At 35.7% G+C, this 26,176-nt stretch carries 25 protein-coding genes; 11 read left to right on the forward strand and 14 right to left on the reverse strand.

All coding sequences use genetic code 11. The annotated features are described in order from the left end of the window. Positions 1 to 41: 41 nt before the first annotated feature. From BLW20_RS01800 to BLW20_RS01820, 5 genes are all read right to left on the reverse strand, one after another. Complete coding sequence (locus BLW20_RS01800; RefSeq protein WP_091095714.1) at positions 42 to 1,115, reverse strand: DUF932 domain-containing protein; 1,074 nt, start codon at positions 1,113 to 1,115, stop codon at positions 42 to 44. Between the two features lie 43 nt (positions 1,116 to 1,158). After that, a complete protein-coding gene (locus BLW20_RS01805; protein ID WP_091095716.1) occupies positions 1,159 to 1,551 on the reverse strand; it encodes a single-stranded DNA-binding protein in 393 nt (130 codons plus the stop codon). A gap of 662 nt (positions 1,552 to 2,213) precedes the next feature. Next, the gene (locus BLW20_RS01810; RefSeq protein WP_241313533.1) at positions 2,214 to 3,533 is read right to left on the reverse strand and encodes a site-specific integrase; all 1,320 of its coding nucleotides are present in this window, start codon (positions 3,531 to 3,533) and stop codon (positions 2,214 to 2,216) included. A 320-nt stretch (positions 3,534 to 3,853) separates the two neighbouring features. Further along, positions 3,854 to 4,873, reverse strand: coding sequence for a phenylalanine--tRNA ligase subunit alpha (locus BLW20_RS01815; protein WP_091095718.1), 1,020 nt, complete (start codon positions 4,871 to 4,873; stop codon positions 3,854 to 3,856). 69 nt (positions 4,874 to 4,942) lie between these two features. Beyond that, complete coding sequence (locus BLW20_RS01820; RefSeq protein WP_091095720.1) at positions 4,943 to 5,299, reverse strand: hypothetical protein; 357 nt, start codon at positions 5,297 to 5,299, stop codon at positions 4,943 to 4,945. Positions 5,300 to 5,371: 72 nt separating this feature from the next. Between BLW20_RS01820 and BLW20_RS01825 the strand changes: the two genes are divergently transcribed. After that, on the forward strand, positions 5,372 to 5,893 hold the full coding sequence (locus BLW20_RS01825; protein WP_177165008.1) for a CvpA family protein: 522 nt from the start codon (positions 5,372 to 5,374) through the stop codon (positions 5,891 to 5,893). Positions 5,894 to 5,947: 54 nt separating this feature from the next. Here the strand turns inward: BLW20_RS01825 and BLW20_RS01830 are convergent, their stop codons facing one another. Beyond that, positions 5,948 to 6,361 (reverse strand): hypothetical protein, encoded by a 414-nt coding sequence (locus BLW20_RS01830; RefSeq protein WP_091095725.1) that lies wholly within the window; start codon positions 6,359 to 6,361, stop codon positions 5,948 to 5,950. 90 nt (positions 6,362 to 6,451) lie between these two features. Then, entirely contained in the window at positions 6,452 to 7,393 is a 942-nt protein-coding gene (locus tag BLW20_RS01835) for an NAD-dependent epimerase/dehydratase family protein (protein WP_091095727.1), read from the reverse strand. 153 nt (positions 7,394 to 7,546) lie between these two features. Here BLW20_RS01835 and BLW20_RS01840 point away from each other — a divergent pair, with 153 nt between their 5' ends. Genes BLW20_RS01840 through BLW20_RS01850 form a run of 3 tightly spaced genes read left to right on the forward strand, consistent with a single transcriptional unit; the run spans position 7,547 to position 11,891 of the window. Continuing rightward, positions 7,547 to 8,125 (forward strand): hypothetical protein, encoded by a 579-nt coding sequence (locus tag BLW20_RS01840; protein WP_091095729.1) that lies wholly within the window; start codon positions 7,547 to 7,549, stop codon positions 8,123 to 8,125. Beyond that, a complete protein-coding gene (gene mfd, locus BLW20_RS01845; RefSeq protein WP_091095731.1) occupies positions 8,125 to 11,475 on the forward strand; it encodes a transcription-repair coupling factor in 3,351 nt (1,116 codons plus the stop codon). The genes BLW20_RS01840 and mfd overlap by 1 nt, the downstream gene beginning before the upstream one ends. Continuing rightward, positions 11,472 to 11,891, forward strand: a complete 420-nt coding sequence (locus BLW20_RS01850; RefSeq protein ID WP_091095733.1) for a hypothetical protein — start codon at positions 11,472 to 11,474, stop codon at positions 11,889 to 11,891. Before mfd ends, BLW20_RS01850 begins: the two co-directional genes overlap by 4 nt. A gap of 117 nt (positions 11,892 to 12,008) precedes the next feature. Here BLW20_RS01850 and BLW20_RS01855 read toward each other — a convergent pair whose 3' ends face one another. The 5 genes from BLW20_RS01855 to rnr form a co-directional block, all read right to left on the reverse strand. Next, entirely contained in the window at positions 12,009 to 12,404 is a 396-nt protein-coding gene (locus tag BLW20_RS01855) for a hypothetical protein (RefSeq protein WP_091095735.1), read from the reverse strand. 105 nt (positions 12,405 to 12,509) lie between these two features. Further along, positions 12,510 to 13,244 carry a DUF4184 family protein gene (locus BLW20_RS01860; protein WP_091095736.1) on the reverse strand — a complete coding sequence of 245 codons (735 nt, stop codon included), beginning with the start codon at positions 13,242 to 13,244 and terminating at the stop codon, positions 12,510 to 12,512. Positions 13,245 to 13,258: 14 nt separating this feature from the next. Then, a complete protein-coding gene (locus BLW20_RS01865; RefSeq protein WP_091095849.1) occupies positions 13,259 to 13,930 on the reverse strand; it encodes a LysE family translocator in 672 nt (223 codons plus the stop codon). Positions 13,931 to 13,995: 65 nt separating this feature from the next. Then, positions 13,996 to 14,679: a head GIN domain-containing protein gene (locus tag BLW20_RS01870; RefSeq protein ID WP_091095738.1), complete on the reverse strand. Its 684-nt coding sequence runs from the start codon at positions 14,677 to 14,679 to the stop codon at positions 13,996 to 13,998. Continuing rightward, positions 14,676 to 16,862, reverse strand: coding sequence for a ribonuclease R (gene rnr / locus BLW20_RS01875; protein WP_091095851.1), 2,187 nt, complete (start codon positions 16,860 to 16,862; stop codon positions 14,676 to 14,678). Before rnr ends, BLW20_RS01870 begins: the two co-directional genes overlap by 4 nt. Positions 16,863 to 17,080: 218 nt before the next feature. Between rnr and BLW20_RS01880 the strand changes: the two genes are divergently transcribed. The 4 genes from BLW20_RS01880 (at position 17,081) to BLW20_RS01895 (ending at position 20,360) form a co-directional block, all read left to right on the forward strand. Beyond that, complete coding sequence (locus BLW20_RS01880) at positions 17,081 to 18,709, forward strand: AMP-binding protein (protein WP_091095740.1); 1,629 nt, start codon at positions 17,081 to 17,083, stop codon at positions 18,707 to 18,709. Between the two features lie 55 nt (positions 18,710 to 18,764). Then, entirely contained in the window at positions 18,765 to 19,196 is a 432-nt protein-coding gene (rpiB, locus tag BLW20_RS01885; protein WP_091095742.1) for a ribose 5-phosphate isomerase B, read from the forward strand. A gap of 10 nt (positions 19,197 to 19,206) precedes the next feature. After that, a complete protein-coding gene (locus BLW20_RS01890; RefSeq protein WP_143037716.1) occupies positions 19,207 to 19,680 on the forward strand; it encodes a hypothetical protein in 474 nt (157 codons plus the stop codon). Between the two features lie 107 nt (positions 19,681 to 19,787). Continuing rightward, on the forward strand, positions 19,788 to 20,360 hold the full coding sequence (locus BLW20_RS01895) for a helix-turn-helix domain-containing protein (protein WP_091095746.1): 573 nt from the start codon (positions 19,788 to 19,790) through the stop codon (positions 20,358 to 20,360). Here the strand turns inward: BLW20_RS01895 and BLW20_RS01900 are convergent. After that, positions 20,353 to 20,628, reverse strand: coding sequence for a DUF1294 domain-containing protein (locus BLW20_RS01900; RefSeq protein ID WP_091095748.1), 276 nt, complete (start codon positions 20,626 to 20,628; stop codon positions 20,353 to 20,355). The two genes, BLW20_RS01895 and BLW20_RS01900, sit on opposite strands and share 8 nt — an antisense overlap. Before the next feature lie 51 nt (positions 20,629 to 20,679). Here BLW20_RS01900 and BLW20_RS01905 point away from each other — a divergent pair, with 51 nt between their 5' ends. Then, entirely contained in the window at positions 20,680 to 22,809 is a 2,130-nt protein-coding gene (locus BLW20_RS01905; protein WP_091095750.1) for a Tex family protein, read from the forward strand. A 412-nt stretch (positions 22,810 to 23,221) separates the two neighbouring features. Here BLW20_RS01905 and BLW20_RS01910 read toward each other — a convergent pair whose 3' ends face one another. After that, positions 23,222 to 23,413, reverse strand: coding sequence for a Sec-independent protein translocase subunit TatA/TatB (locus tag BLW20_RS01910; protein ID WP_091095751.1), 192 nt, complete (start codon positions 23,411 to 23,413; stop codon positions 23,222 to 23,224). 187 nt (positions 23,414 to 23,600) lie between these two features. On the opposite strand from BLW20_RS01910, the gene BLW20_RS01915 reads away from it, so the two are divergent. Further along, positions 23,601 to 25,094, forward strand: a complete 1,494-nt coding sequence (locus BLW20_RS01915; protein WP_091095853.1) for a GH3 family acyl-acid amido synthetase — start codon at positions 23,601 to 23,603, stop codon at positions 25,092 to 25,094. 57 nt (positions 25,095 to 25,151) lie between these two features. Then, complete coding sequence (locus tag BLW20_RS01920; RefSeq protein WP_177165009.1) at positions 25,152 to 26,021, forward strand: carboxypeptidase-like regulatory domain-containing protein; 870 nt, start codon at positions 25,152 to 25,154, stop codon at positions 26,019 to 26,021. The last annotated feature ends 155 nt before the right edge of the window (positions 26,022 to 26,176 follow it).

Here is a 26,176-nt window from a genome sequence, read left to right on the forward strand (position 1 = left end):
TTAGTAGGCTACCACCGTTTAAGGCGGTAGCCTGTGGTTATTTAATTAAGGTTTAGGATTTCCGCACCGTCCAAAGCAAAGGCGGTACAAAATTCAAAGGCTTTCTGTGTACGCTGTTGAGCAGTTCCACCCATTACAATACTCTGTAGCTTGGCTTCTTCATCTTTGTAATTCCTTACGTTCTGATAGTAGCCCGTAACAGCGTTGTACGCTCCGAACAAAGTGCCTTTGGTGGTGTTCATCTGCTGTGTATCACTCATCATAGCATAGGCAAAGGCATCTTCAACGGTGTTTTTGAATACGGTTGAAATTTCATCTTCCGCACCTTTTTTAATGAGGTCTAAGGTTTCCTTGTTTGGGCAAAGTGCCAATTGGATTAGCTTTTTTACTTCGTTGTCACTTACCCTTACTTTTGTCCAATCATTAAAAATTGCTTCTAACTGGTTGCTCAATGTATTGGCAAGTCCCATAATCTTGTGGGCGTTCTCGATACGCTGTTTTGCTCCCGATGTATGTTTGATGCGTACCACATTGGTCATATTGCGTAACGATGCGTTAAGGGTGTTTTGGCAAACAATTCGGATAGGTGTAAACGCTGCGGTAATACTTCCGCTACCATCGTGAGAAGTTGTGAGGAAGATATATTTTTCTGTCACATCATCGCCATTGCCTACACGGATATAGTCGGGCAGTTTGGCTGTGATAAAAATGCGTTCTCCGTTGCCCAATGCTCCTGCGGTTTCGTACAGGATACCCTCGCCACCACCTACGATAGCATCAAAGAAATTAAAGGCTTCACGGTTTTGTACGATGTGGTAATCTTTACCCACTACGCCCAATACGGCATTGTTATCGGTACGAATGTTTGCGAAGTAGTTAGGTACTTCTAATTCGCTACTGCCTATCTCTATGCCGTTAGCAGTTTCGATAATGCCCGAACCTTTGGTAAACAATGGGGATTTTACTACTTCGTAATTTAACCCTGCGTGCTTTATAGCTTCCTCGCTTGTTGGGTATTGTTCCACGATTTGCCCCAAACCGTGCCACGCTTTTTGCTGTACTGAAAAGAAACTGTACTTTCCTGCTCTTTCGTTGAAATTGATATTATGTGCCATTTTGATAAAATTTTGATGTTAAAAAATGATTGAATACTCGTTGTTAAAATGGGAGGTCGTCCTCTGTTCCCTGTGCTGTAAATCCGCTGTTTTCAGATGGTGCAGTAGCCTGTACGGTTTCGGCTTTTCTGCTACCTCCATGCAGTTTGATGTTAGAGGTATGAAAATTCAGTCCTGCTCTTGCTTCACCATCATTACCTGTCCATGCTCTCGCACTTACCCTGCCTGTGAGCTCTACCAATGTGCCTTTTGTCAGTAGCTTGGCTACGTTCGGACTTATCCAATATGAGCAGTCGAAAAAGGTTGTTTGCTCCACTCGTTCGCCCTGTTTGTTTTTGTAGCTGTCGTTGGTCGCTACCGAAAAGTTTACTACTTGTTTGTCCTGTGACGTTGTGCGTACTTCCGCATCTCTTGTCAGTCTTCCTGTGATGTTCATGATTTCTACTTTTTAGTGATTGATATTTGATTTAATTTTTTTGATTTATTCGGCAATGAGAGGAGGTGCTGTTTCGTTTCATTACCATTTCCAATGCTTTTGATCTTCATACCTGACATTTTTTTTATTCGTTTAAAGAGCCGGAGTATGCTATGTTTCGTTTCACGAGCAGAAAAAGGTTAGTGTTTAGGCGGCACAAGGTTTTGGAAAACAAATACTACCCAACGGGTGGAGATTTTTTTTCAAACTTGCGTGACCTTGTGGGGGCGTTAAGAACACGGAAATACCTTTGCTCTTGAAATGGAACAATAGGGCATACAGGCTTCTTTGAGTAAAAAAACAGTGGAAGCAATGAAGATGGTATTGGCAAATGGTTCCCAATGGATTGAAATAACACTTCCAATTGGTTGAATTTTTAAAACTCTATTTTTAAGTTGTGTGGCTGTGACAGCCACAGAGACAGAGGGTTGAAAAATCGTTTTGTGCGGGAGAAGTACCAGGGCAATATTTTTTAACCTTCTGTTTCAGCAGTAGACAAAAGCTCTTTTACAGAAGGGGAATAGGAGAGAAAAGTAAATGTGCTTTGGCTATAAAAAGTATAGACATAAAAAAAGCAGGACTTAATCCTGCTTCAATCTGACTGTTAAAAAATATACCCTGTTTTAAGCCATCACTTCTTCGGTATCATAAAATCCAAGTGGAGCTTCATTCAATAATTCTATTTCTTCATCTTCGATTTTGACAAGAAACGCATCTTCCATTGCCTTGAATTTAGGTGCTACCAAATCCATATCCTTACTGATTTTCTGGCTGGTAATCTTAGCATAGATCTGGGTGGTGGAAATATTCTTGTGTCCCATCATTTTGCTAAGGCTTTCAAGCGGTACGCCCTCGGTCAAAAACATGGTGGCAAATGTGTGACGTGCGGTATGGAAAGTAACTTTCTGTTCGGTAACAATGCCAGCTTCCTCAATAAGTTTACTGATATGCTTATTACAGGTCGCATTGGACGGAACAGGAAATATATAATCGCTTCTGGTAATGCCTCTGTATTTTTCAATAATGCGTTTGGGGATTTCCATCAGCCTTACGTTTGAAGCAACGTCAGATTTTTTACGCCTGCTGATAATCCACTGGTGGCCGTCGAAGAACGATTGAATATTGCTCCATTTCAGTTTCTTAATATCAATGTAAGAAAGTCCGGTAAAACAACTGAAAAGAAAGAGGTCTTTTACCAGTTCATATTTCTGTTTGGATGGGTTCAGGAACATTAACTTTTCCACATCCTCTTTTAGAAGGTAACTACGGTCGGTTTCCTCCATAGTGATCTTGTAATCATCAAAAGGATTATCCCGTAGCAAACCTTTTTTAATAGCCAGTTCTACCAGTGCAATAACGGGCATTGTATAAACCCAAACCGTATTGTGGGTACATTCTTTATCAATGCGGAGAAAGAAATCAAACTCCCGGATAAAATCGGAAGTGAGTTCCCGGAACGCCATATCCTCCCGATGGTACCGTTCCTTTATAAATTCGCTAAGATGATTGTAAACAGTGGTATACTTGGCATAGGTGCTTTTAGAGCGTTTCCCTTTAGCGACCATTTTTTCAAAGCCTTCATTCTGCTCCTTAAAGACTTTCAGTATGGCATCTTCCATCACACCGACACCCAGAAACGTGAGCTTTACCTTTTGTGCGGTTGCAAAGCCCTCGTGTTTTAGCATATCTTCATAAATCTTGTCGATACGGCCCCGTATGTTATCCAGCTTTTGATTAATACTCAAAGCTGTGGCACTCTTGCCCTCAACTCTTCCGTACTTCAAATCCCAATTATTGGGGTTTATTTCTAACTTTGTCCCGAAAGTCTTGGGTGTGCCATCAATAGTAATACGCCCCATGATCGGGGCATTACCGTTTTTTTTCAGTTCGTTCTTTTTCAGATAGAAAAGCAGCTTGAACGTCGATTTCTTTGCCTGCTCCATAACTCAAATGTTTAATGTTTAAAATTAAATTACATTGAGTTACAAGGGAATAGAGAATGCAGTGCAAAACACTGAAATATAACCTGTTAGGCTGTGTTATTACCTATGTCAATCGGTAACGAATTAGTAACCTAACGTTGTGTTTTCAAGCCCAAAACCTATCCGACACCGAGTTCCACACCAAGACTACTGTTTTATAAAGCGTTGTATTGCAATTGCTTTAACCGTTTTGCTTATTTTTGCTTTTATCTAATCTTTTTTTGGTAAAAATAAAAAAAGCTCCTGAAAAAACAAGAGCTTTGTATAATTATGAATTTTTTTTAAAAGTTCGATTTAAATTGTTCCAAGAAACGTACATCATTTTCAAAATACATACGAATGTCTCCGATTTGATACAGCAACATTGCCATACGTTCCAATCCCATTCCAAAAGCAAAACCAGAGTATTCATCAGGATCAATGTTTGATGCTTTCAGCACATTTGGATCTACCATACCGCAGCCCATAATTTCCAACCAGCCGGTTCCTTTGGTAATGCGGTAATCGGTTTCGGTTTTCAATCCCCAGTAAACATCAACCTCTGCACTTGGTTCGGTAAAAGGGAAATACGACGGACGCAAACGAATTTTTGATTTTCCGAACATTTCCTTCGTAAAATATAACAAGGTTTGCTTTAAATCGGCAAACGATACATCTTTATCTATATACAAACCTTCAACTTGATGGAAAATACAGTGAGAACGTGATGAAATAGCTTCATTTCGGAATACACGACCTGGAGAAATAGTTCTAATAGGCGGTTGGTTGTTTTCCATATAACGTACCTGAACCGATGAGGTGTGTGTACGCAACAAATAATCCGGGTTCATTTGTACAAAAAACGTATCCTGCATATCACGTGCAGGGTGATGTGCCGGGAAATTCAGTGCTTCAAAATTATGCCAGTCGTCTTCAATTTCCGGGCCTTCAGAAACGTTAAATCCAATGTTTGAAAACACGTCGATTACCTGATTTTTTACTAAAGAAATAGGATGGCGAGAGCCAATGTTCATTGGTGTTCCCGGGCGTGTTAAATCGCCGTAAACACCAATAGCTTCCTCTTTTGCTTCTAAAGTTTCCTGAATGGTTCTGATTTTGTTCTCTACCGCGTTTTTCAATGAATTAATCGCCTGACCAAATGCTTTTTTTTGCTCGTTTGGCACATTTTTAAACTCGGCAAAAATCTCATTAATCAGTCCTTTTTTAGAAATAAATTTAATTCTAAAAACGTCTAAAGCCTCTTTGTTGTCAGTAGTAAAAGCTTCAGCTTCACCAATCAGTTCTTTAATTCTATCTATCATTTTTTTCTAAAAAGTAGTTGTGCAAATTTACGCTTTTTGCCCGATGCAGAAAATTAGAATGGTTAAAAATTAATTTATATATCCGTTCTCTAAAAAATAGTTTGCGATAGCTTCTTTCATTAACACGGTTTGCTCGCCGGCTTTTAAGTGGGGCAATTGATCTTTAATGATGTAATGCGGCCAACCATCGTTGTCGAAATGCGAAAATTCATAATAACCAAAAGGCTCCAATAAACGACAAATGGCTATGTGCATAATGTTTACTTTTTCGTCTTTTTTAAACTTTTTGTTGAATTTGCCCAGTTCCTGAACACCAATTAAATAAATAATTCCGTCAACATCTAAAGTATCTCCGTCGGCAAACTGGTTAGATAATTTTTTAACCAATAATTCCCAGCGTGCTTTTAATTGTTCGTCTCTTGCCATAAATAGTCTATTCATTTACAAAGATATTTTATAATACCGAAACTACTTTATATTTGTATTTTATTTATGAATATGATTGTTATTGATTTGCTAATTGCTGTTTTATTGGGTTATGCATTGTTTAAAGGGTTACAAAAAGGATTGATCGTTTCGGTTATTTCACTGATTGCTTTAATTGCTGGGATTTATTTTTCTCTCCGATTTTCTTTTTTTATTAGTGAAATTCTTCAGCAAAACACACAGTGGAATCAAAATGTGATAACGGTAAGTGCTTTCTTTATGACGTTTTTATTGGTATTGGTCTTACTTTTTTTATTAGGGAAAATCCTTACAAAACTAGTAAATGCTGTTGCATTGGGATTTATAAACAAATTAGCCGGAGCTGCTTTTGAAAGTTTAAAAATGATCTTGATTATTTCAGTATTCCTGAATTTATTTCAAAAGATCAATTATAACAATTTACTTGTTTCAGAAGAAAAGTTAGAGGAATCTGTTTTTTATCATCCGCTTGAAGAAGTTTCCCGAAGCATTTTTCCGTTAATGGATAAATGGTATAAAGCAGTTTTAAATGAGGCAAAGGAAAGGATGGAGTAAAAATAAAACAGTCCGGTAATTAATACCAGACCTCGTTTTATTTACATTCTTTTTTTATCTTCCTGCAATCCAAGTGCCTTTGATGCCTTTAGAGTCATTAACCCAAGGACCGGAAGAATGTGTTTCGCTCATTGTTCCAGTAAAACTACCTATCTCTTCTTCATTACCATCTTCGTTAGTGTTAATGAAAATTAGTTTAACTTCTCCTTGAATACTAACTTTACCTTTTAAGGATAATTCTAAATCAGTAAAATTCTCAGATTCAACCGTACCAATGACCGTTCCGTCATTTTTTACATTAAACTCAATTTCACCGGAATCACTACCTGAATAAGTACCTACCCAAGCACCTTTATACTTGGAATACGGAGATGTAGTGGTAATTGGATCTTCTTCATCGTGTTCACAAGCTGTTGTTAAAGCAACTAATGGTATAAATAATAATAAAAGTGAAAATATTTTCTTCATAATAATTATATGTTGATTCCTTTATTTCGCTAATGTAATAATTATTTGTAATTTTTTATAAAAAAAATGAAATTTTAAATAATTAACATTTTAAGAAAGATTCTTCAACATTTCCTTTGTCATGCTTTCCAAATCAAAATCGTGTTCCCAGCCCCAATCTTCACGAGCTGATGAATCATTAATGCTTGATGGCCACGAATCGGCAATTGCCTGACGGAAATCTGGCTGGTAAGAAATTTCAAAACCTGCCTTTTCTTTCGTAATAGCTTCGGCAATTTCTTTAGGAGTAAAACTCATTGCTGCTAAATTGTACGAAGAACGGATTCTTATATTTTCTTTTTCAGCTTGCATAATTCCAACCGTTGCACGAATGGCATCATCCATGTACATCATTGGTAATTCAGTATTTTCACTTAAAAAACAAGTATATTTATTGTCTGAAATGGCTTTATAGTAAATATCAACAGCGTAGTCAGTTGTTCCGCCGCCCGGTGGTGTTTTCCATGAAATTAATCCCGGATAACGGATAGAACGTACATCGACACCATATTTGTTAAAATAATATTCACACCAGCGTTCTCCGGCTTGTTTTGATATTCCGTAAACGGTAGATGGTTCCATTACGGTGTATTGCGGGGTGTTGTGTTTTGGAGTTGTGGGACCAAAAACGGCAATGCTTGAAGGCCAAAAAATCTTTTTAATTTTTCCTTCTTTGGCTAAGTTTAGTACGTGGAAAAGCGAATTCATATTTAAATCCCACGCAAATGCCGGATTTTTTTCAGCAGTTGCCGATAACAATGCTGCCATTAAATATACCTCGTCTATTTTATATTTATCAACCAATGCTGCAACAGCATCAAAATTCATTGCATCTACTAACTCAAAAGGTCCTGTTTGAAAAACTTCTTGTTCTCCTTTTCTGATATCCGAGGCAATAACATTGTCAATTCCGTAAATTTCTCTCAATTTCAGCGTAAGCTCAGAACCAATTTGCCCGCAAGCTCCAATAATCAATATTTTGGTTGTCTCCATCTTATTTAATTTGATGCACAAAGATACTGTTTGTAACCAAATATTTTTGAAATCTTCTCAAAAAAGAAACCGAATTTCTCGTAATATTTATGGTTTAAATATTTTAATACGGTCAATATTAGTAATTTTGTGTTTTGTTATAGAAATACATTTATGAGGTATATTTTTGTTTTAATAGGTCTTTCATTTTTGGTAACAGGTTGTAAAAAACAAACGGAAACCACCGAAAATCTGCCATTGACCGTATCACAGGATTCATTGGTGCGAAGCATTTACAATCAATGGAAATTTACTGTTGCTGTTTCCAATCCATCAGTCAATTCAAAATTAAATTCTTGGGAAGACTGGCGGAATTATACCAACGAATTAACCATTGCACCCAATGCAAGTTTGTCGAATTTAACTCGAAAAGCAAATGCTTTAGTTGAAAAATCGGCTGTTTTGAAAAATAATATTCCTGACTTGTACAATAAACCGGAGACCAAAGCCCGCTTAGCTTTGTTAGAAACGAATATTCAAAATCTAGATATGCTTTTAGAGTTGGAACCTTTAAACATCAAAGAAATCAATGTTTTGCTTGCCAATATCCAAAAAAATACCAGTTCATTGATTAACCAGTTTGATGAATTTGAAATTAAAGCAAAAATACCAAAAGAGACAGGTGAAGAGCAACTGCATCAACGCATCGATACAATAAAACGTGCCACTTTAAACACCATTCCACAAGAATAATGAGTATTAAAAAAGTATTTGAACAAGCAACCAAAACACAGCAATTACAAGAGCAAATCAGTAAATCAGGCAATAAAATCCACGCAAAAGGATTTATTGGATCGGCTTTGTCGTTTCAAATTCAGGCATTGTTTAAAAATTCTGAACAACATTTTTTATTGATTTTTAACGATAAAGAAGAAGCGGCTTATTATCTGAACGATCTGGAACATCTGATTTCTAAAGATTATGTATTGTTTTATCCGGGATCGTACCGCCGTCCGTATCAAATCGAAGAAACCGATAATGCCAATGTGTTGTTGCGTGCCGAAGTTTTAAACCGGTTAAATGCCCGTAAAAAGCCGGTTGTCATTGTTTCGTATGCCGATGCCTTGTTTGAAAAAGTGGTTACACGGAAACAATTAGATAAAAACACGCTCAAGATTGCTGTAAATGACAAGATGACGATTGATTTTGTGAACGAAGTACTGTTTGAATACAATTTTAAACGTGTTGACTTTGTTTCGGAACCTGGAGAATTTTCGGTTCGTGGCGGAATCATTGATGTGTTTTCTTTCTCGAACGAAAATCCGTATCGTATTGAATTTTTTGGAAATGAAATCGAAAGTATTCGTACGTTTGATGTGGAAACACAGCTATCAATCGAAACCAATAAAAAAATCACGATCATTCCCAATGTAGAAAATAAATTTTTGCAGGAAAGTAGAGAAAGTTTTCTGAATTATATCCATCCAAATACGGTTTTGTTTATTCAGAATACAACTTTAGTAAAGGAACAACTTGCTAAAATGTTTCAGAAAGCAACCGAAACATTTGAGAAATTAAGTGCCGATGTAAAACATCTGTCGCCTGAACAAATGTTTCTTCCAACAGTTGAGTTTTTACAGAAAGCCGATGACTTTACTGTGGTTGAACTGGCACAGCAAAACTTTTTTACACCAGATTTTTCGCTGGAATTTTATTTCAATCCGCAGCCATCGTTTAATAAGCAGTTTGATTTGCTGATTGAAAATTTAAATGAAAACACCGCAAACGGCTACACCAATTACCTGTATTGTTCAAGCGAGGCACAAAGCAAGCGTTTTGAAGAAATTTTTTCGAGCTTAAAAGATCAAAACAAAAGTATTCAGCAGTATAAAACTGTTGTAATGCCTTTGTTTCAGGGTTTTATCGACAAAGAAAATCAAATTGCGTGTTATACCGATCATCAAATTTTTGAACGCTACCATAAATTCAGCATCAAAAACGGTTATACCAAAAAGCAAACCATCACTTTAAAAGAACTTACCACGCTTTCGGTGGGCGATTATGTGACGCATATTGACCATGGAATTGGGAAGTTTGGTGGTTTACAGAAAATTGATGTAGAAGGTAAAAAGCAAGAAGCCATAAAACTGGTTTATGCCGATAACGATATTGTGTATGTATCAATACATTCATTACACAAGATTTCAAAATACAACGGAAAAGAGGGTGCACCGCCTAAAATCTATAAAATTGGTTCAGGAGCATGGAAAGCCTTAAAGCAAAAAACAAAAGCACGTGTAAAACACATTGCCTTTAATTTGATAAAGTTATACGCCAAACGCAGATTGGAGAAAGGATTTGCCTGTGCACCTGACAGTTATTTACAGGCCGAGTTGGAAAGTTCGTTTATATACGAGGATACGCCCGATCAGTTAAAATCTACTATTGATGTAAAAACCGATATGGAAAGTGAACGACCGATGGATCGGTTGGTTTGTGGCGATGTGGGTTTTGGTAAGACCGAAGTTGCTATTCGCGCGGCTTTTAAGATGGTTGATAACGGAAAACAAGTTGCGGTGCTGGTACCAACAACCATTTTGGCATTTCAGCATCATAAAACGTTTACCGAACGTTTAACAGATATGCCGGTGAGTGTAGCTTATTTGAATCGCTTTAAAACAGCCAAACAAAAAGCAGAAACATTGAAAGATTTGGCAGAAGGAAAAATCGACATCATCATTGGAACGCATCAGTTAGTAAATAAAAATGTGGTTTTTAAAGATTTGGGTTTGCTGATTATCGATGAAGAACAAAAATTCGGAGTAGCGGTAAAAGACAAATTAAAAACCATTGGCGAAAATATTGACACCCTAACGCTTACCGCAACACCAATCCCGAGAACGCTACAGTTTTCTTTAATGGCAGCCCGCGATTTATCAGTTATTACCACACCGCCGCCTAATCGTTATCCCATCGAAACCAATGTGATTGGGTTTAATGAAGAGGTAATCCGTGATGCTATTTCGTATGAATTGGAACGTGGCGGACAAGTTTATTTTATCAACAACCGAATTGAAAATATTAAGGAAGTTGCCGGAATGATCCAGCGCTTGGTTCCAAATGCCAAAGTGGGTGTGGGTCACGGACAAATGGACGGTAAAAAATTAGAAGAACTTCTTTTATCGTTTATGGAAGGCGAATTTGACGTTTTGGTTGCCACAACTATTATTGAAAGTGGATTGGATGTTCCAAACGCAAATACCATTTTTATCAATAATGCCAATAATTTCGGATTGAGCGATTTACATCAAATGCGTGGTCGGGTAGGGAGAAGCAACAAAAAAGCATTTTGTTATTTTATTACGCCGCCTTATAGTGTCATGACCGAAGAAGCCCGTAAGCGTATTTCGGCATTAGAACAATTCAGCGATTTGGGCAGTGGATTCAATATTGCTATGAAAGATTTGGAAATTCGTGGTGCCGGTGATATTTTGGGCGGTGAACAAAGTGGATTTATCAATGAAATTGGCTTTGAAACCTATCAGAAAATCATGAACGAAGCCATTGACGAATTGAAAGAAAACGAATTCAAGGATTTATACCAGGAAGAGCAAAATATCGATACCAAAGAATACGTTAAAGATATAGTGATTGAATCTGACTTTGAAATTTTGTTTCCTGATGAATACATCAACAATGTTTCAGAACGATTAACTTTATATAACGAATTGTCAACATTGAGAACCGAAGAGGAATTAATCGCTTTTCAAAATAAATTGATTGACCGTTTTGGGGCATTGCCTAAACAAGCGGTGAATTTGTTGGATTCGGTTCGAATTAAATGGATCGCCTCAAAAGCCGGAATTGAAAAGCTGGTATTGAAACAAGGCAAAATGATTGGTTATTTTGTAAGCGATCAGCAGTCAATGTATTATCAGTCGGCTCAGTTCCGCAAAGTGTTACAGTTCATTCAAATGTATCCAAAGTTGGCAACCTTAAAAGAAAAACAAACCAAAAACGGATTGCGTTTACTGTTGACATTTGATCAGATAAGATCAATAAGTAAAGCATTAGAAAACCTTCAAAAATTACAGCAGTTATGAGAATTTTAAGTGTTTTATTCTTTTTAGTATGTGGTAGCTCTTCTTGTTTTTCACAAGTTGATTCCCTTGATGTTGAACATATTCCTGTAGTAAAAGACGCGAATTATGCCGGTGGAAATACCGAAGATTTATATTACTATGTAAACAATAATTTCAATTACAACAACGTAAAAAAAGAAGATATACCCATAGTGGCAAGAAAACAGCCGTATTTTGTGTTTTATGTGGTATTTGCGGTAAGCGAAGACGGGAAGGCGTTTGAATTTTCTCCCAAAGAAATTTCGGCAGAAAACAGTTTTTATAAAGAAGCAGTCCGCGTAATTGCATCAACCCGTTGGAATGTTGCTGCAAAAGATAATGAATACAAAAAGCAGTTTTTGGTGGTTCCTATCAAAGCAGTAATTAGTGATTTTTGAAAGTGATTTTAATTAAAAATTTAAAAGAAAATAACACGGCTACTGAAAATGAAAAGTAGCCATGTTATATATCATATAAATTACCCAATCTTCGTTCCGTTGTAAATACCTTTGGTTTTAGTTTTTAGAACCTTCCCAAGTACCTTCAATATTTAATAGTGGGCTTTTCCAGGTACCCGATGCAGTAGTTTCAGTCATTGTACCGGTCATTGTGCCTACTTCGGTAGTATCATTTTTATATTTTGCGGTAATTTCCCCATTTTCTGAAACCTGACCTTCTAAATCGAAAGTGAAATTTCCGGTAGTAAGTGTACCCATTGCTTTTCCGTTCGTGTCAAAAGTAGCTGTCCAGTTACCACCCTGAGTGTTCCCGGAAAAAGATCCGGTCCAGGTTCCTTTAAATTTTTCATAAGGATTTACTTGTTCTGTTGGTGCATTATCGTCTGAATTACAAGCCACTGTTCCCAATGCCAGCACACTGAAAAGGCATACGTTTACAAAATGTTTTTTCATATTAATTGATTTATATTACTATAGACGCATAAAAAGTAAAAAAGGTTGTAAAGTGGAATAAATTTCATGCATAATAAAGTATATCTATAATTACCTTAGATAACTTTAGGTGTTTGTTTTATGTTTTTTAACCATAAAAGATGTTAAAACAAATGATATTAAGACTGCGGAAATAGTTGTTACTATAACGTTTCCATATTGTTTAATATCCAAACCACACGATATTCTTATAAAAACAATTAAAACAGTTATCACTGCTATAGTTATCCAATACTTTAAATTTCTATACTCTGTTTTGATCTGAATTGTTGGAATTTTATAAATACTATAAACTATAAATATCATACCAATAATACTTGATGAATGTTGTAGTATTTTTAATATGGAGACTTCTTTATTTAAAACAATAATAGATTTTGATAAGAATGGAAGTACCTCAACGAAATATCCGCTATCATGAGTAAAACTATCCCAAAAAATATGTGAAATACAACCAATAAGAATAGAAATTACCACTATAAACCAATTTTTTACAAAATATCGATTCCAATCAAAATCCCCAAATTGAGAAAAACGACTTTTTAAAACTATTGGCAGGTTATCGGATAATTTTTGGCGAACAATATTATGAAAAATGAAAGCCAAAATGATACTTAAAGGTAAATTAAACCACAATATTCCATCTAATGTATGACTATAATTACTTTTTATTTTCATTCTCAGAAAATATTCAAAATCGGGTGCCATGCTTCCAATTATTAATCCTGTCAGAGACAACCGTTTTCTGAAGAAAAAGTTTAAAGGTAGAATGATGGCAGGATGTGAGAATGTAAAAGGCATTTTTCTAAAGACTATTAATTACCTGGCAGATGAATATTATTCTTAATAAAATTTGGTTCGTTTTTTATAAACGATTTAGACATGATGACTGTACCAAAGATTATCAATAAAATACAGCTGATTTTCTTTACTTTTAAAATGTTTTTGGGTGTAAGTTTGCTTTGTAATTGTTTGGCTAAAAGTATTTTAAGAATATCGGTAGCCAAATAAGCTAAAATAACGTAAGCAAAGAAATTAATCATTTTGCCGTGGTTCATTTCTAATTGCGGACCAATGGTAATGATAATGGTTAACCAAAACCCTAAAACGCCTACGTTGATGAAATTCAATAAAAATCCTTTGGCAAATAAAGAGAAATAGTTGTTTTTATAAGAAGTAGCTTCAACGTGGATTTCGGCTTTATGTAATTTTTGCAACCTGATAAATGATATGATACCGTATGTAATCATGATCATTCCACCAAAAAGAAACAGTGCCGGGTCGTCTTTAATACGATTGATCAACTGAAAGCTACTGAAATAAGCAATTAAAATAAAACAGATGTCTGCTAAAATTACTCCTACATCAAATGTTAAAGCGGCTTTAAATCCTTTGGTGATACTGGTTTCAATCAAAATAAAGAACACAGGTCCAATCATGAAACTGAGAAAAAAACCGAGCAATATTCCTGTTAAAAATAAATCCATTTGTAAAAAAAATGCCAATTTTACATTGGCATCCTGTTGGTGGTGTTTACAAATTTACAAATAAATTACTTAACATATTCTATGCTTCCGCCAATTGTTACCTTTTCTTTAATATCTTTTGGCGTTCCGTAAATGGTAATTTTTCCGCCGGCAAGAACCTGTGCGTCTAAATAATCGGTAGCAGTTGCTTTGGCAATACTGCCCGAATTTACTTTTACGGTGTTGCGAGGGGTCTTTAATTCGTTAGCAGTAATTTGTCCGCCTGATGATGCTGAAAGTTTAACAGACTCACTAACCGAACCTTTTAAATTTAGTTTTGCACCTGTGTTGGTATTGGCTTTCAACGTTTCGGTTTTTAAATCTAAGTTTATAGTAGAACCCAGATTTGCGTTTAATTCAATAGCAGTTTGCTCTAAAACGGTCTCACTAAAAATATAGGAACCACCTTGTGCATCAATCTGTTTTAAATTATTGAAATAAACCTGAACCGTAACTGAATATTCATCTTCCCTTACCAATTCTTTCAGCGTGTTTTTTAATACCAAACGCCCGTTTTTGTTGACGATGTTTATTGCATCTTCCTGACTTTCTTTGACCACCACTTTGTTTAGATCTGATGGGATTAATTCAATTTTTATACGGTTGCTGGTTTTTAACGAGGTAAAATCGCCCACATTTTTTTCAACCTGTGCATTCACAAAAGTTTGAAATCCTAAAAATACTGCTGCAATTAAAAATTGTTTTTTCATTCTTCACTTACTTTTTTTATCAACGTAAAATCTAATTGTTTTTTGACCAAATCGGCATTTTTAACTTTTACGATTACTTCATCGCCCAGTTGCAGCAGGTTTTTAGTAACTTCGCCCACCAAAGCGTATTGTTGGTCGTCAAATGTGTAATAATCGTCTTTAATCTCACGGATGCGAACCATTCCTTCACATTTATTTTCTACAATTTCAACATAAATTCCCCATTCGGTAACTCCGGAAATTACCCCTAAAAACTCCTCGTCTTTATGATCCTGCATAAACTTAACCTGCATGTATTTTATGCTGTCGCGTTCTGCATTGGCAGCAAGGTTTTCCATTTGCGAGCAATGGATAGATTTTTCTTCGTACACTTCTTCATCTGCCGATTTTGCTCCGTCTAAATAATTTTGTAGCAATCTGTGTGCCATAACATCAGGGTATCGGCGGATAGGCGAGGTAAAATGCGAGTAATAATCAAATGCCAAGCCGTAATGACCAATATTATCTGTTGAATACACGGCCTTGCTCATACTGCGAATAGCTAACGTATCAACCATATTCTGCTCTTTTTTGCCTTGTACATCGGTTAACAGCTGGTTTAAAGATTTAGAAATGGTGTCTTTGGATTTGAAATTTAATCCGTAACCAAATTTAGAAACCACTGCTTGTAGATTGAACAATTTATCCTGATCGGGTTCGTCGTGAATACGGTAAATAAAGGTCTTCTTTTGTTTACCGATAAATTCAGAAACTTTGCGGTTTGCCAGCAACATAAATTCTTCAATTAAATGATTGGCATCTTTTGATACTTTAAAATACACGCCGGTTGGTTCGTCGTTTTCGTCTAAATGAAACTTTACTTCTACCTTATCAAAAGAAACCGCACCGTTTGCCATACGTTTGGCACGCAGCTTTTTAGCCAGATCGTCTATTGTTAAAATAGCATCAACAATAGGTTTTTCTATCGTTTGGTCTTCGTTGGTTAACGATATTTCGGCAGGAATTTTATTTCCTTTGGTTTCAATGATAACCTGAGCTTCTTCGTAAGCAAATCGTTTGTCGGAATAGGTTACGGTTCTGCCAAACCACGAGTTTACTATTTCTGCTTTTTTGTTCAGTTCAAAAACGGCAGAAAAGGTATATTTTTCTTCGTTAGGGCGTAATGAACAGGCAAAGTTTGATAATACTTCTGGAAGCATTGGCACTACGCGGTCTACCAGATAGATAGATGTGGCACGGTTGTAAGCTTCTTCATCTAAAATAGTACCTTCTTGTACATAATGCGAAACATCGGCAATGTGAATTCCAATTTCGTAATTTCCGTTTTCTAAAACCTGAAACGACAATGCATCGTCAAAATCTTTGGCATCGCGCGGATCAATTGTAAAAGTAAGCACATTGCGCATATCACGGCGTTTCGCAATTTCTTCTTCGGTAATCGATGTGTCTAATTTCTGAGCAAAAGTTTCCACTTCGATAGGAAATTCGGTTGGTAAACCATATTCAGCCAAAATAGCATGCATTTCGGTATTGTGTTCGCCCGGTTTTCCTAAAACCTTAATTACTTTTGCATACGGATTGTTGGCTTTTTCAGGCCAATCGGTCATTTTTACCAAAACAACATCGCCGTTTTCAGCATCGCCAAATTTTTCTTTGGGAATAAATAAATCCACATACATTTTAGGGTTTGCAGAAACCACAAAAGCAAAGGTGCCGTGCATTTGAATCACACCCACAAATTCATCGCGTTTGCGTTCTAAAATCTCTATAACCTCGGCTTCGGGCTTTTTGCCTTTACGTTTGTTATATACGTAAACCTTAACTTTATCGCCATGCAGGGCTTTGTTTAAATTGTTGGTGGGAATGAAAGGATCTTCTTCGAACTCGCTGCTTACAAAATAGGCTGCTTTACGCGAAGTCATGTCAATTATTCCTTCAAAATAACTCGATTGTTCTACAATGCGAAATTTTCCGCGATCAGTCTCTTCTATTTTTTGTTTGGAAACCAAATATTTTAATTCTTTAATAATTTCGTTTCTGCCTTTGGTATCGGTAACTTCAAAAGCAGCAGCTATTTGTTTGTAGTTAAAAACTTTGGAGCTGTTTTGCGATAGTAATTTTAAAATTTTACCTGAAAAATCTTTCCCCGGTTTTTTATTAAATTTTCTTATTTTCTTTGTCATATATAAATTATCATAAGCACAATGCTTAATATCTATTAAAGGTACAAAAATAATCAAGGTGCAAATGTAAAATTTGTTATAAATAATTAGTATCCTGTTTTTTGAATTTTCAAAGTTCTATGTGAATGTTAATTTTTTAATTTAAATGCAGCTTAAAGCATATAATGTGATGTTTTTATTTGTAAATTAAGCGATGTAAAAATTAAACGATAAAAGATATGGATAAATTGTCTTATGTACACGGTGCAAGTGAAAAACAATTGTTAGGAGAAACAATAGGATCTCATTTAAAACACATGGTAGAAAAGTTTCCTGATCAAGAAGCTTTGGTATCGGTACATCAGAATTACAGGGCAACCTATCTTGATTTTTATCAGCAAACAGGGACCTTGGCAAAAGCTTTGCTGGCTAACGGCGTTTTTAATGGAGACCGTGTGGGCATTTGGGCTCCAAATTGTTATGAATGGACATTATTGCAATATGCCACCGCAAGAATTGGTGTGATTTTAGTGAATTTAAACCCGGCATATCGTGCACACGAAGTAAGTTTTGCCATGAACCAGTCTGAGATAAAATTGGTTGTTTCGGCACTTTCTTTTAAAACATCTGACTATAAAAATATGCTGACTTTAGTTCGTGAAGATTGCCCATCGTTACAGGAAGTGGTTTATTTAAACGAAGATTGGGATGAATTTTTAGCAACGGCAGTTGAAATATCCGATGAAGCTTTAAGAAATGCCGAAAAAGCAGTTCAATTTGATGATCCTGTGAATATTCAGTACACTTCAGGCACTACCGGATTTCCCAAAGGGGTAACGCTTTCACACCACAATATATTAAACAACGGATATTTTATTGGCGAACGTTTGCATTATACCGAAAAAGACCGCGTTTGTATTCCCGTGCCTTTTTATCACTGTTTCGGTATGGTCATTGGCAATATAGCCTGTACCACACACGGCAGCTGTATGGTTATTCCCAACGATGCTTTTGATGCGGCAAAAAGCTTAGAAGCTGTTCAGAACGAAAAGTGCACCTCGTTATATGGCGTTCCGACAATGTTTATTTCAGAATTAGGACTGCCTAATTTCAAGGAATACGATTTATCTACATTAAGAACCGGAGTAATGGCAGGATCACTGTGTCCGCCGGAAATTATGAAAAGGGTACAAAGTGAAATGAACATGAAAGAAGTAAGTATCTGCTACGGAATGACCGAAACTTCGCCTGTATCTACACAAACTAAAATAGGCGTTCCTTTTGAAAAACAAGTAAGTACTGTTGGTACCGTTCAGGATCATTTAGAAATTAAGATTATTGACCCGGAAACAGGAGGCATTGTTCCCCGCGGATCATCGGGCGAATTGTGTACCCGAGGTTATTCGGTTATGTTAAAATACTGGAACGATCCCGAAAAAACAAGTCAATCTTTAGACGAAGGCAGATGGATGCATACCGGAGATTTGGCATCTATGGACGAGGACGGCTATATTACGATTACAGGAAGAATTAAAGATTTAATTATTCGTGGCGGAGAAAACATATCGCCTAAATGGATCGAAGATTTTTTATACACGCATCCAAAAATTGTCGATGTACAGGTGATTGGCGTACCAAGCGAAAAATATGGTGAAGAAGTAATGGCATGGGTAAAACTGCACGAAGGAATAGAAGCCAACGCGGAAGAATTACAATTGTTTTGCAATCAGAAAATAGCGCATTATTGTGTGCCTAAGTACTGGAAATTTGTAGATTCTTTTCCAATGACTATTTCTGGAAAGATACGAAAAGTAGAAATGCGTGAAATTTCGGTTAAAGAATTGGGATTAGAGCATTTGCTAAAATAACAGTGAATTTCAAGTTTAAAATAAATTATCTTTGCACAAACAACACTCACAAGATATGAAGATAGCGATAGGAAACGACCACGCAGGTCCGGAATACAAAAAAGCAATAGTAGAAATGCTGCAGAACAAAGGATTTGAAGTAGTAAATTACGGAACGGACACGTTTGATTCTGTAGATTACCCTGATTTTGGTCACAAAGTAGCACAAGATGTAGAGGATAAAAAAGTTGATTTTGGAATCGTTATTTGTGGTTCAGGCAACGGAATTGCCATGAGTGCAAACAAATATCAAGGTGTGCGTTGTGCATTATGCTGGACAAAAGAAATTGCTGTTTTGGCACGCCAACATAACGATGCCAATGTAATCTCTATCCCGGCACGTTTTACGGCTATTCCACAAGTTTTAGAAATGGTTGATGTTTTTCTTTCTACAGAATTTGAAGGAGGAAGACATGCTAACCGAGTGAATAAAATTGCGTGTAGATAACGAAAATGCTATGAATTCTGTTATTGACAGTACGCAATACAATGCTATTGCCCGATGGAGTATTTTTATACCAATCGGGATTTTTCTCGTAATACTTGTTGGTAATTGGGGGTCAACTTTTTTCTATTTTGGGATAATAATACTACTTGTATTGATTTGGGCAGCCTGGTATATGTTTTCTACAAAACTTTTATTGAAAACATCTGATTTAGGAATTTCCTACCAATTAAAACCCTTTCAAAAAACGGAAGTATTCATACCATTTGATGATATTCTGGAATTAGATATTGAAGCAACAGATTTTCTTACCAAATTTGGTGGATGGGGAAAAAGAAAAAAAGGGAATGAAGTTGCTTATGTATTTAATGATGGATTTTTCCTGAAAATTAAGACAGCTGACCGTACTTTTTATTTTTCTCTTTCTGACGATGTGAAACAAAAATGGAAAGACTTCGTTATTGAAAAAACATCTAAAACTCCCTGATATTACGCTTTCTGACACAAATGTCGGGAAAATGTCATAGGGTTGCCGTAAGATTTTTATGCCTTCAAAAGTAGTTTTGTAGCATAAAAATCTAATAGTAAATTTATATGGAAACAATAGGAACAAAAATTACACAATTAAGAAAACAAAAAGCTTTTTCTCAAGAGCAATTAGCAGAATTGGCAAAAGTAAATGTCCGCACCATTCAACGAATTGAAAATAATGAAACCACACCGCGCGGTGCTACTTTAAAACTAATTTGTGATGCGTTGGGCGTAACTCCCGATGAAATTGTAAATTTTGAAAAAACAGAAGATCATACGTTTTTAATTTGGCTGCATTTATCGGTTATGTTGGGTTATGTTTTGCCAATGGGCAATATCATTTTACCACTGATTCTTTGGCTTTCAAACAAAAACAGAATTGAACACGTAAACGAACAAGGAAAAAATATTCTTAATTTTCAGATTTTATATTCCGTAGTTACTTTTATTATAATATCTTTTGGAGCTTTAAGTAAAATTATTCATAGCAAAGGAACAATTGGCTTAGAAGAAGCCTTAATTATTGTCTTGGTTTTAGGAATGATCAATTTCTTTTTTCCGATCATTAATGCAATCCGTATTTCTAAAGGAACAATAAAGAATTTTTATCCAACGGTTATTCGGTTTATCAAATAAAAAACTTTCGTTTATAAAAAGCAAAGAAGAACAATAACTGTACAATTAAAATACCGTAAAACCATAATTTAAAAGACATTTTTTTTGTTTTGTGCCGGTATTTGTTCATGCCAATCCATGCACCCAGAGTTCCGCCGAAAGCAACTACCGAAAGCAGATTTTTCTCAGAAATACGTCGTTTACCTTTAATTGCCCGTTCTTTATCCAAATGAAACAAGCTAAAAGCAATGTAATTCACGATGACTAAATAAAGGAATACAAATTTCATATCACAATAATTGCTGTAAAGGTAGTATTTTAGCGATTCAATTCAATTACAATGAACCAAATTCAATACATAAAAAAACAGGTAGCTGTTTCTGAACGGTCTATCGAAAACACATTGCAATTATTAGCTCAAGATTGCACCATTCCGTTTATAGCCCGCTACCGCAAAGATGTTACCGGAAACTTAGACGAAGTACAAATCGAAAATATCCAAAAAGCGGCTGTTCAGTATGATACCATTATAAAACGGAAAGAAGCAATCTTAATTTCGATTGAAGAGCAAGGGCAACTGACCGATTTTTTAAAGGATAAAATTTCACAATTGTTTGATTTAACAGAGATCGAAGATTTGTATCTGCCGTATAAAAAGAAACGAAAAACCAAAGCAGATACTGCACGTGACGCTGGCTTGGAACCTTTGGCAAAAATCATTATGGCTCAAAAAACAGATGATTTAGAATTTGCAGCCGAAAAGTTTTTAAACAGTAAGATTGATTCTTCAGAAGAAGCTTTGCAAGGTGCACGGGATATTATTGCTGAGTGGGTAAATGAAAATGTTTTTGTTCGTAAAACACTCCGAAGAAAATTCCAACGGGAAGCTGAAATTTCTACGAAAGTCATCAAAACCAAAAAAGACGAGGAAGCTGCACAGAAATTCGAACAATATTTCGATTGGAACGAACCGCTTTTTAAAGCCGCCTCGCACCGGTTATTGGCAATGTTGCGTGCTGCAAACGAAGGTTTTGTGCGGTTGACTATTGCTATTGACAAAGAAACCGCCTTGAATTTTATTGAGGAAACCATCATTAAAAATCCGCAACACGAAGAAACAACTCATCAAATTAAACAGGCAATTGCCGATGGTTACAAACGATTGTTAGAGCCAACACTTTCAAACGAAGTTTTACAGGAATACAAACTCAAAGCCGATGTACAGTCGATTGGTGTTTTTTCTGAAAATTTGTCGCAATTATTATTGGCGGCTCCGTTGGGCGAAAAACGTGTTTTGGCAATAGATCCGGGCTATAAAACAGGCTGTAAAGTAGTTTGCATCGACGAAAACGGAAATTTACTATACAACGAAACCATTTTTCCGCACGCTCCACAAAAAGAAATCGGAATGGCGACCAAAAAAGTACGTTCTATGGTTAATTCCTATAAAATTGATGCCATTGCTATAGGGAACGGAACGGCTTCTCGCGAGACAGAATTTTTTATTAAAAAAGTTGCTTTTGACAAGCCAGTTCAGGTTTTTATCGTGAACGAAGCTGGTGCATCGGTTTATTCCGCTTCAAAAATTGCCCGTGACGAATTCCCTAATTACGATGTAACCGTTCGTGGATCTGTTTCCATTGGACGCAGGTTGCAGGATCCGTTGGCGGAACTGGTTAAAATTGATCCGAAATCTATTGGGGTCGGGCAATATCAACACGATGTGGATCAAGGTCTGTTAAAACAGGAATTAGACAACGTGGTGATACGTTCTGTGAATAAAGTGGGAATTAATCTGAACACGGCAAGTAAGTCGCTGTTGAGTTACGTATCGGGGATCGGAGAAAAATTAGCAGAAAATATTGTTAATTATCGAGCAGAAAACGGAGCTTTTACTAATCGTAGAGAATTAAAAAAAGTACCTCGGTTAGGCGAGCGGGCGTATCAGCAAGCAGTAGCTTTCGTGCGGATTGTTAACGGAGATTTAATTTTGGATAATTCGGCAGTACATCCTGAAGCCTATTCGTTAGTAGAAAAAATGGCAAAAGATTTAAAAATAACCACTGAAGTTTTAATTGGTAACAAAACCTTGATTGATAAAATTGATCCATTGAACTATATTTCTGAGACATTTGGTAAGCATTATATTACTGATGTGTTAAAAGAACTGGAAAAACCGGGATTGGATCCCCGAAGAAATGCTAAAGTTTTAGAGTTTGATTCTTCTTTAAAAACAATTAACGATGTAGAAATTGGGAGGGTTTACAACGGAATTGTCAACAACATTACCAATTTTGGTTGTTTTGTAGATATTGGTATTAAAGAAAGCGGTTTGGTTCACATTTCACAACTAAAAGAAGGCTTTGTATCAGATGTGAACGAAGTGGTAAAACTGCATCAGCACGTAGAAGTGAAAGTTTTAGAAGTTGATTTAGCAAAAAAACGTTTACAATTATCGATGATTTTATAATAAATTGACCTTAATACACAGTTTGAAAGAGGAAATAATACACATGTCGGGTATTTTTTCACATTTTATTTGGTGGTTTTATTTCGTTTTGTTAATTTTGTTTCTGACAATAAATATATTGATAATCAATTGTTTAATATATATTATCAATTTTTTTCGCAGTAATTAATTTTATGGTATTTAATTTGTTATATTTTATATGAAAAAGGAAATAACCTTATAAACAAAAAAATTGTTCAAAAAAAATTGTTATGAGAAAGAAATTGCTTTTTAAGCAATTATAAGTAAAAGAAAGTAGTGTTTTTATTATGTTTTATAAGGGATGCCCGCTCGATTTATTCGAGCGGGTATTTTTTTATACCTATTCAAATGGCGGTATGCCATAAAAAAAGATGCCATTGGCATCTTTCAGTTATTCCGTTTTAGAATCCGTGTTGTTTTTATTAGGATTTGAAGTTGCTCCGCTATTGTCTTTAGAAGCATCTTTAAATTCTTTAATTCCAGAACCTAATCCTTTCATTAATTCCGGTATTTTTTTTCCTCCAAATAATAAAAGTATCACAGCTACAATTAAAATTATTTCGGTTGCACCTAACTTACCCATTGTTTTATATTTTTTTAATTAGAAACAAATTTATAATCAGCAAAGATATAACATTTTACGCCTAACTTATTTTTTTATTTTGTTATTTTTAACAATAGAAGCTGTTAATATTAAAATGATTAAAGTTTTGTGTAGTTAAATTTTTTTTTAAATTCAGATGTCCGATTTTTGTAATAAAAACCAACGTATGTCTGTAAAATCTTTTTTTGCAAAAATTTTTGCCAATATTGTTGTCATGCAGCAACAAAAATGGATGATTAAACCTGTTGAAACCCAGCAAAATTTATTTCATTCTTTAATACAGCAGGCAAAACTTACCCAATTTGGTAAAGACCATTTATTTACAGCTATAAAATCACATGCCGATTTTGTAAAATACGTACCCGTTCGTGATTATGAAAGATTAAAAATTTATGTAGATCGGGTGGTTGCCGGCGAAAAGGATATTTTGTGGAAAGGCAAACCGTTGTATTTTGCCAAAACTTCGGGTACAACTTCGGGTGCAAAATACATTCCCATCACCAAAGAATCAATGCCGTATCACGTAGAAGGAGCACGAAATGCCATTCTTTTTTACATTCAGGAAACGGGCAATGCTGATTTTGTTAATGGAAAGATGATTTTCTTACAGGGAAGTCCGGAAATGGATGAAAAAAACGGTATCAAAACCGGACGTTTATCAGGTATCGCCGCGCATTATGTTCCCAAATATTTACAAAAAAACCGGTTGCCAGATTGGGAAACCAATTGTATAGATGACTGGGAAACCAAAGTAAATGCGATTGTTCAGGAAACCAAAAATGAAAACATGACGGTTATTTCCGGTATCCCATCGTGGGTTCAGATGTATTTTGAAAAACTCATTCAAGTATCGGGGCAAAGCGTGGGTAACTTGTTTAAAAACTTCAATCTGTTTATTTATGGCGGAGTGAATTATGAGCCTTATCGTAAAAAATTTGAACAATTAATCGGTCGAAAAGTTGATAGTATTGAGCTATATCCTGCTTCTGAAGGTTTTTTTGCTTACCAGGATTCTCAAAAAGAAAAGGGAATGCTGCTGCTTTTAAACGCCGGAATTTTCTATGAATTTATTAAAGCCGATGAGTTTTATACCGAAAATCCCAAACGTTACACAATAGGCGAGGTGGCATTAAACGTTAATTATGTATTGATTATTAGTACGAATGCCGGTTTGTGGGCATATAACATTGGCGATACTGTGATGTTTACCTCATTAAAACCTTATAGAATTATGGTTACGGGGCGTATTAAGCATTATATTTCGGCTTTTGGCGAACACGTTATTGGTAAAGAAGTAGAACAGGCAATGCAACAGGCATTAAGCGAAACCGATGCCATGGTAACAGAATTTACCGTTGCTCCGCAAATCAGCCCAAATGATGAGTTGCCCTATCACGAATGGTTGATTGAATTTGAAAAAGAACCAACAGACATGGATACTTTTGCTTTAAAAATTGACAACGCGTTAAGAAAACAAAATGTTTATTACGACGATTTGATTGTTGGTTCGGTTTTACGTACTTTAGTAATTACCAAAGTTCCGACAGGTGGTTTTAACGAATACATGAAATCGCAAGGAAAATTAGGCGGACAAAACAAATTGCCGCGTTTGGCTAACGACCGAAAAATTGCCGATTTCATTCATCAGAACTTAAAATAAAAACATAAAAAATGCTGCACTATGAACGTTTAAAATGAAAAACAAACTGCTATGATTATGAAAAACTTACTCTTTTTTTTACTATTGACAAGTGTTAGCGTTTCGGCACAAATCAGCGGAAAAGTAGTAAACCAGGAAAACAACCCCATTCGGTTAACAAACATTTGGGTACAAGACGGAAGCGATGGTGCCACTACCGATTCGTTGGGTATGTTTTGTATTCAAACGGCTTTAGCAAAAGATACCTTGGTTTTTAACGCTTCGGGATACAAAATTTTAAAGGAAGTGGCAGAAAAAACAGAAAATATCGTTCTGGAAGCGTATGAAATTCCACAACCGGAGTTAGTGGTTCTGCCCGAAAAGTTTTTGCAACATACCATAGGCGATGCTCATTACGAAAACATGTATTTTCAACCGGGAAATGTGCCTTATATGTATGGTCGCTTTTTTGCGAATACCGATGAAATTAAAGAGGTGCAATATGTAGATCGGGTAATTGTTTATACCAAAAGCGCCGTTGCCGATGCCACAATAAAAATAAGGCTGATGCGAATGAATGAATATGGTTGTCCCAGTGATGATTTGCTGGTAGAACCAATCATAGAACATGTAAAAAGAGGCAATAAAAAAAATGTAATCAGGGTTTTGCAACATAACGTAAAATTGCCCAAAGACGGAATTTTTGTAGCAGTTGAATGGCTAATGACCGAAAACAATCAATTTAGACCGGCAAATTTTGTGAAAAATGAAAATCTCTTTGAAGATTACCGTTATCAGCCCGATGTGATGAACAATAAGGTAGAAAAAACATCATCGTTCAGATATATGTACGGAGAATGGTTTCCAAACGATCAGTTTCAACCAAGAAATCCCAACGCACCCAGAGAAATTGTTGATCCCGCCATTGGATTGATTTTATCAAATTAGAATATGATTTGTAATGAATATTGTAAAAGTAATTTCAAATCAAGTGTATATTTAAAAATATGAAAATAAAACACGTTTTTAGAATTTCCATTTTATTAATTTTTTTAGTTGTAATCAAAATAATGATTTAAGAAATAACATTTTAACAAATAAAG

It is taken from the genome of Paenimyroides marinum (assembly GCF_900108395.1).
In the GTDB taxonomy this organism is placed as follows: domain Bacteria; phylum Bacteroidota; class Bacteroidia; order Flavobacteriales; family Flavobacteriaceae; genus Flavobacterium; species Flavobacterium marinum.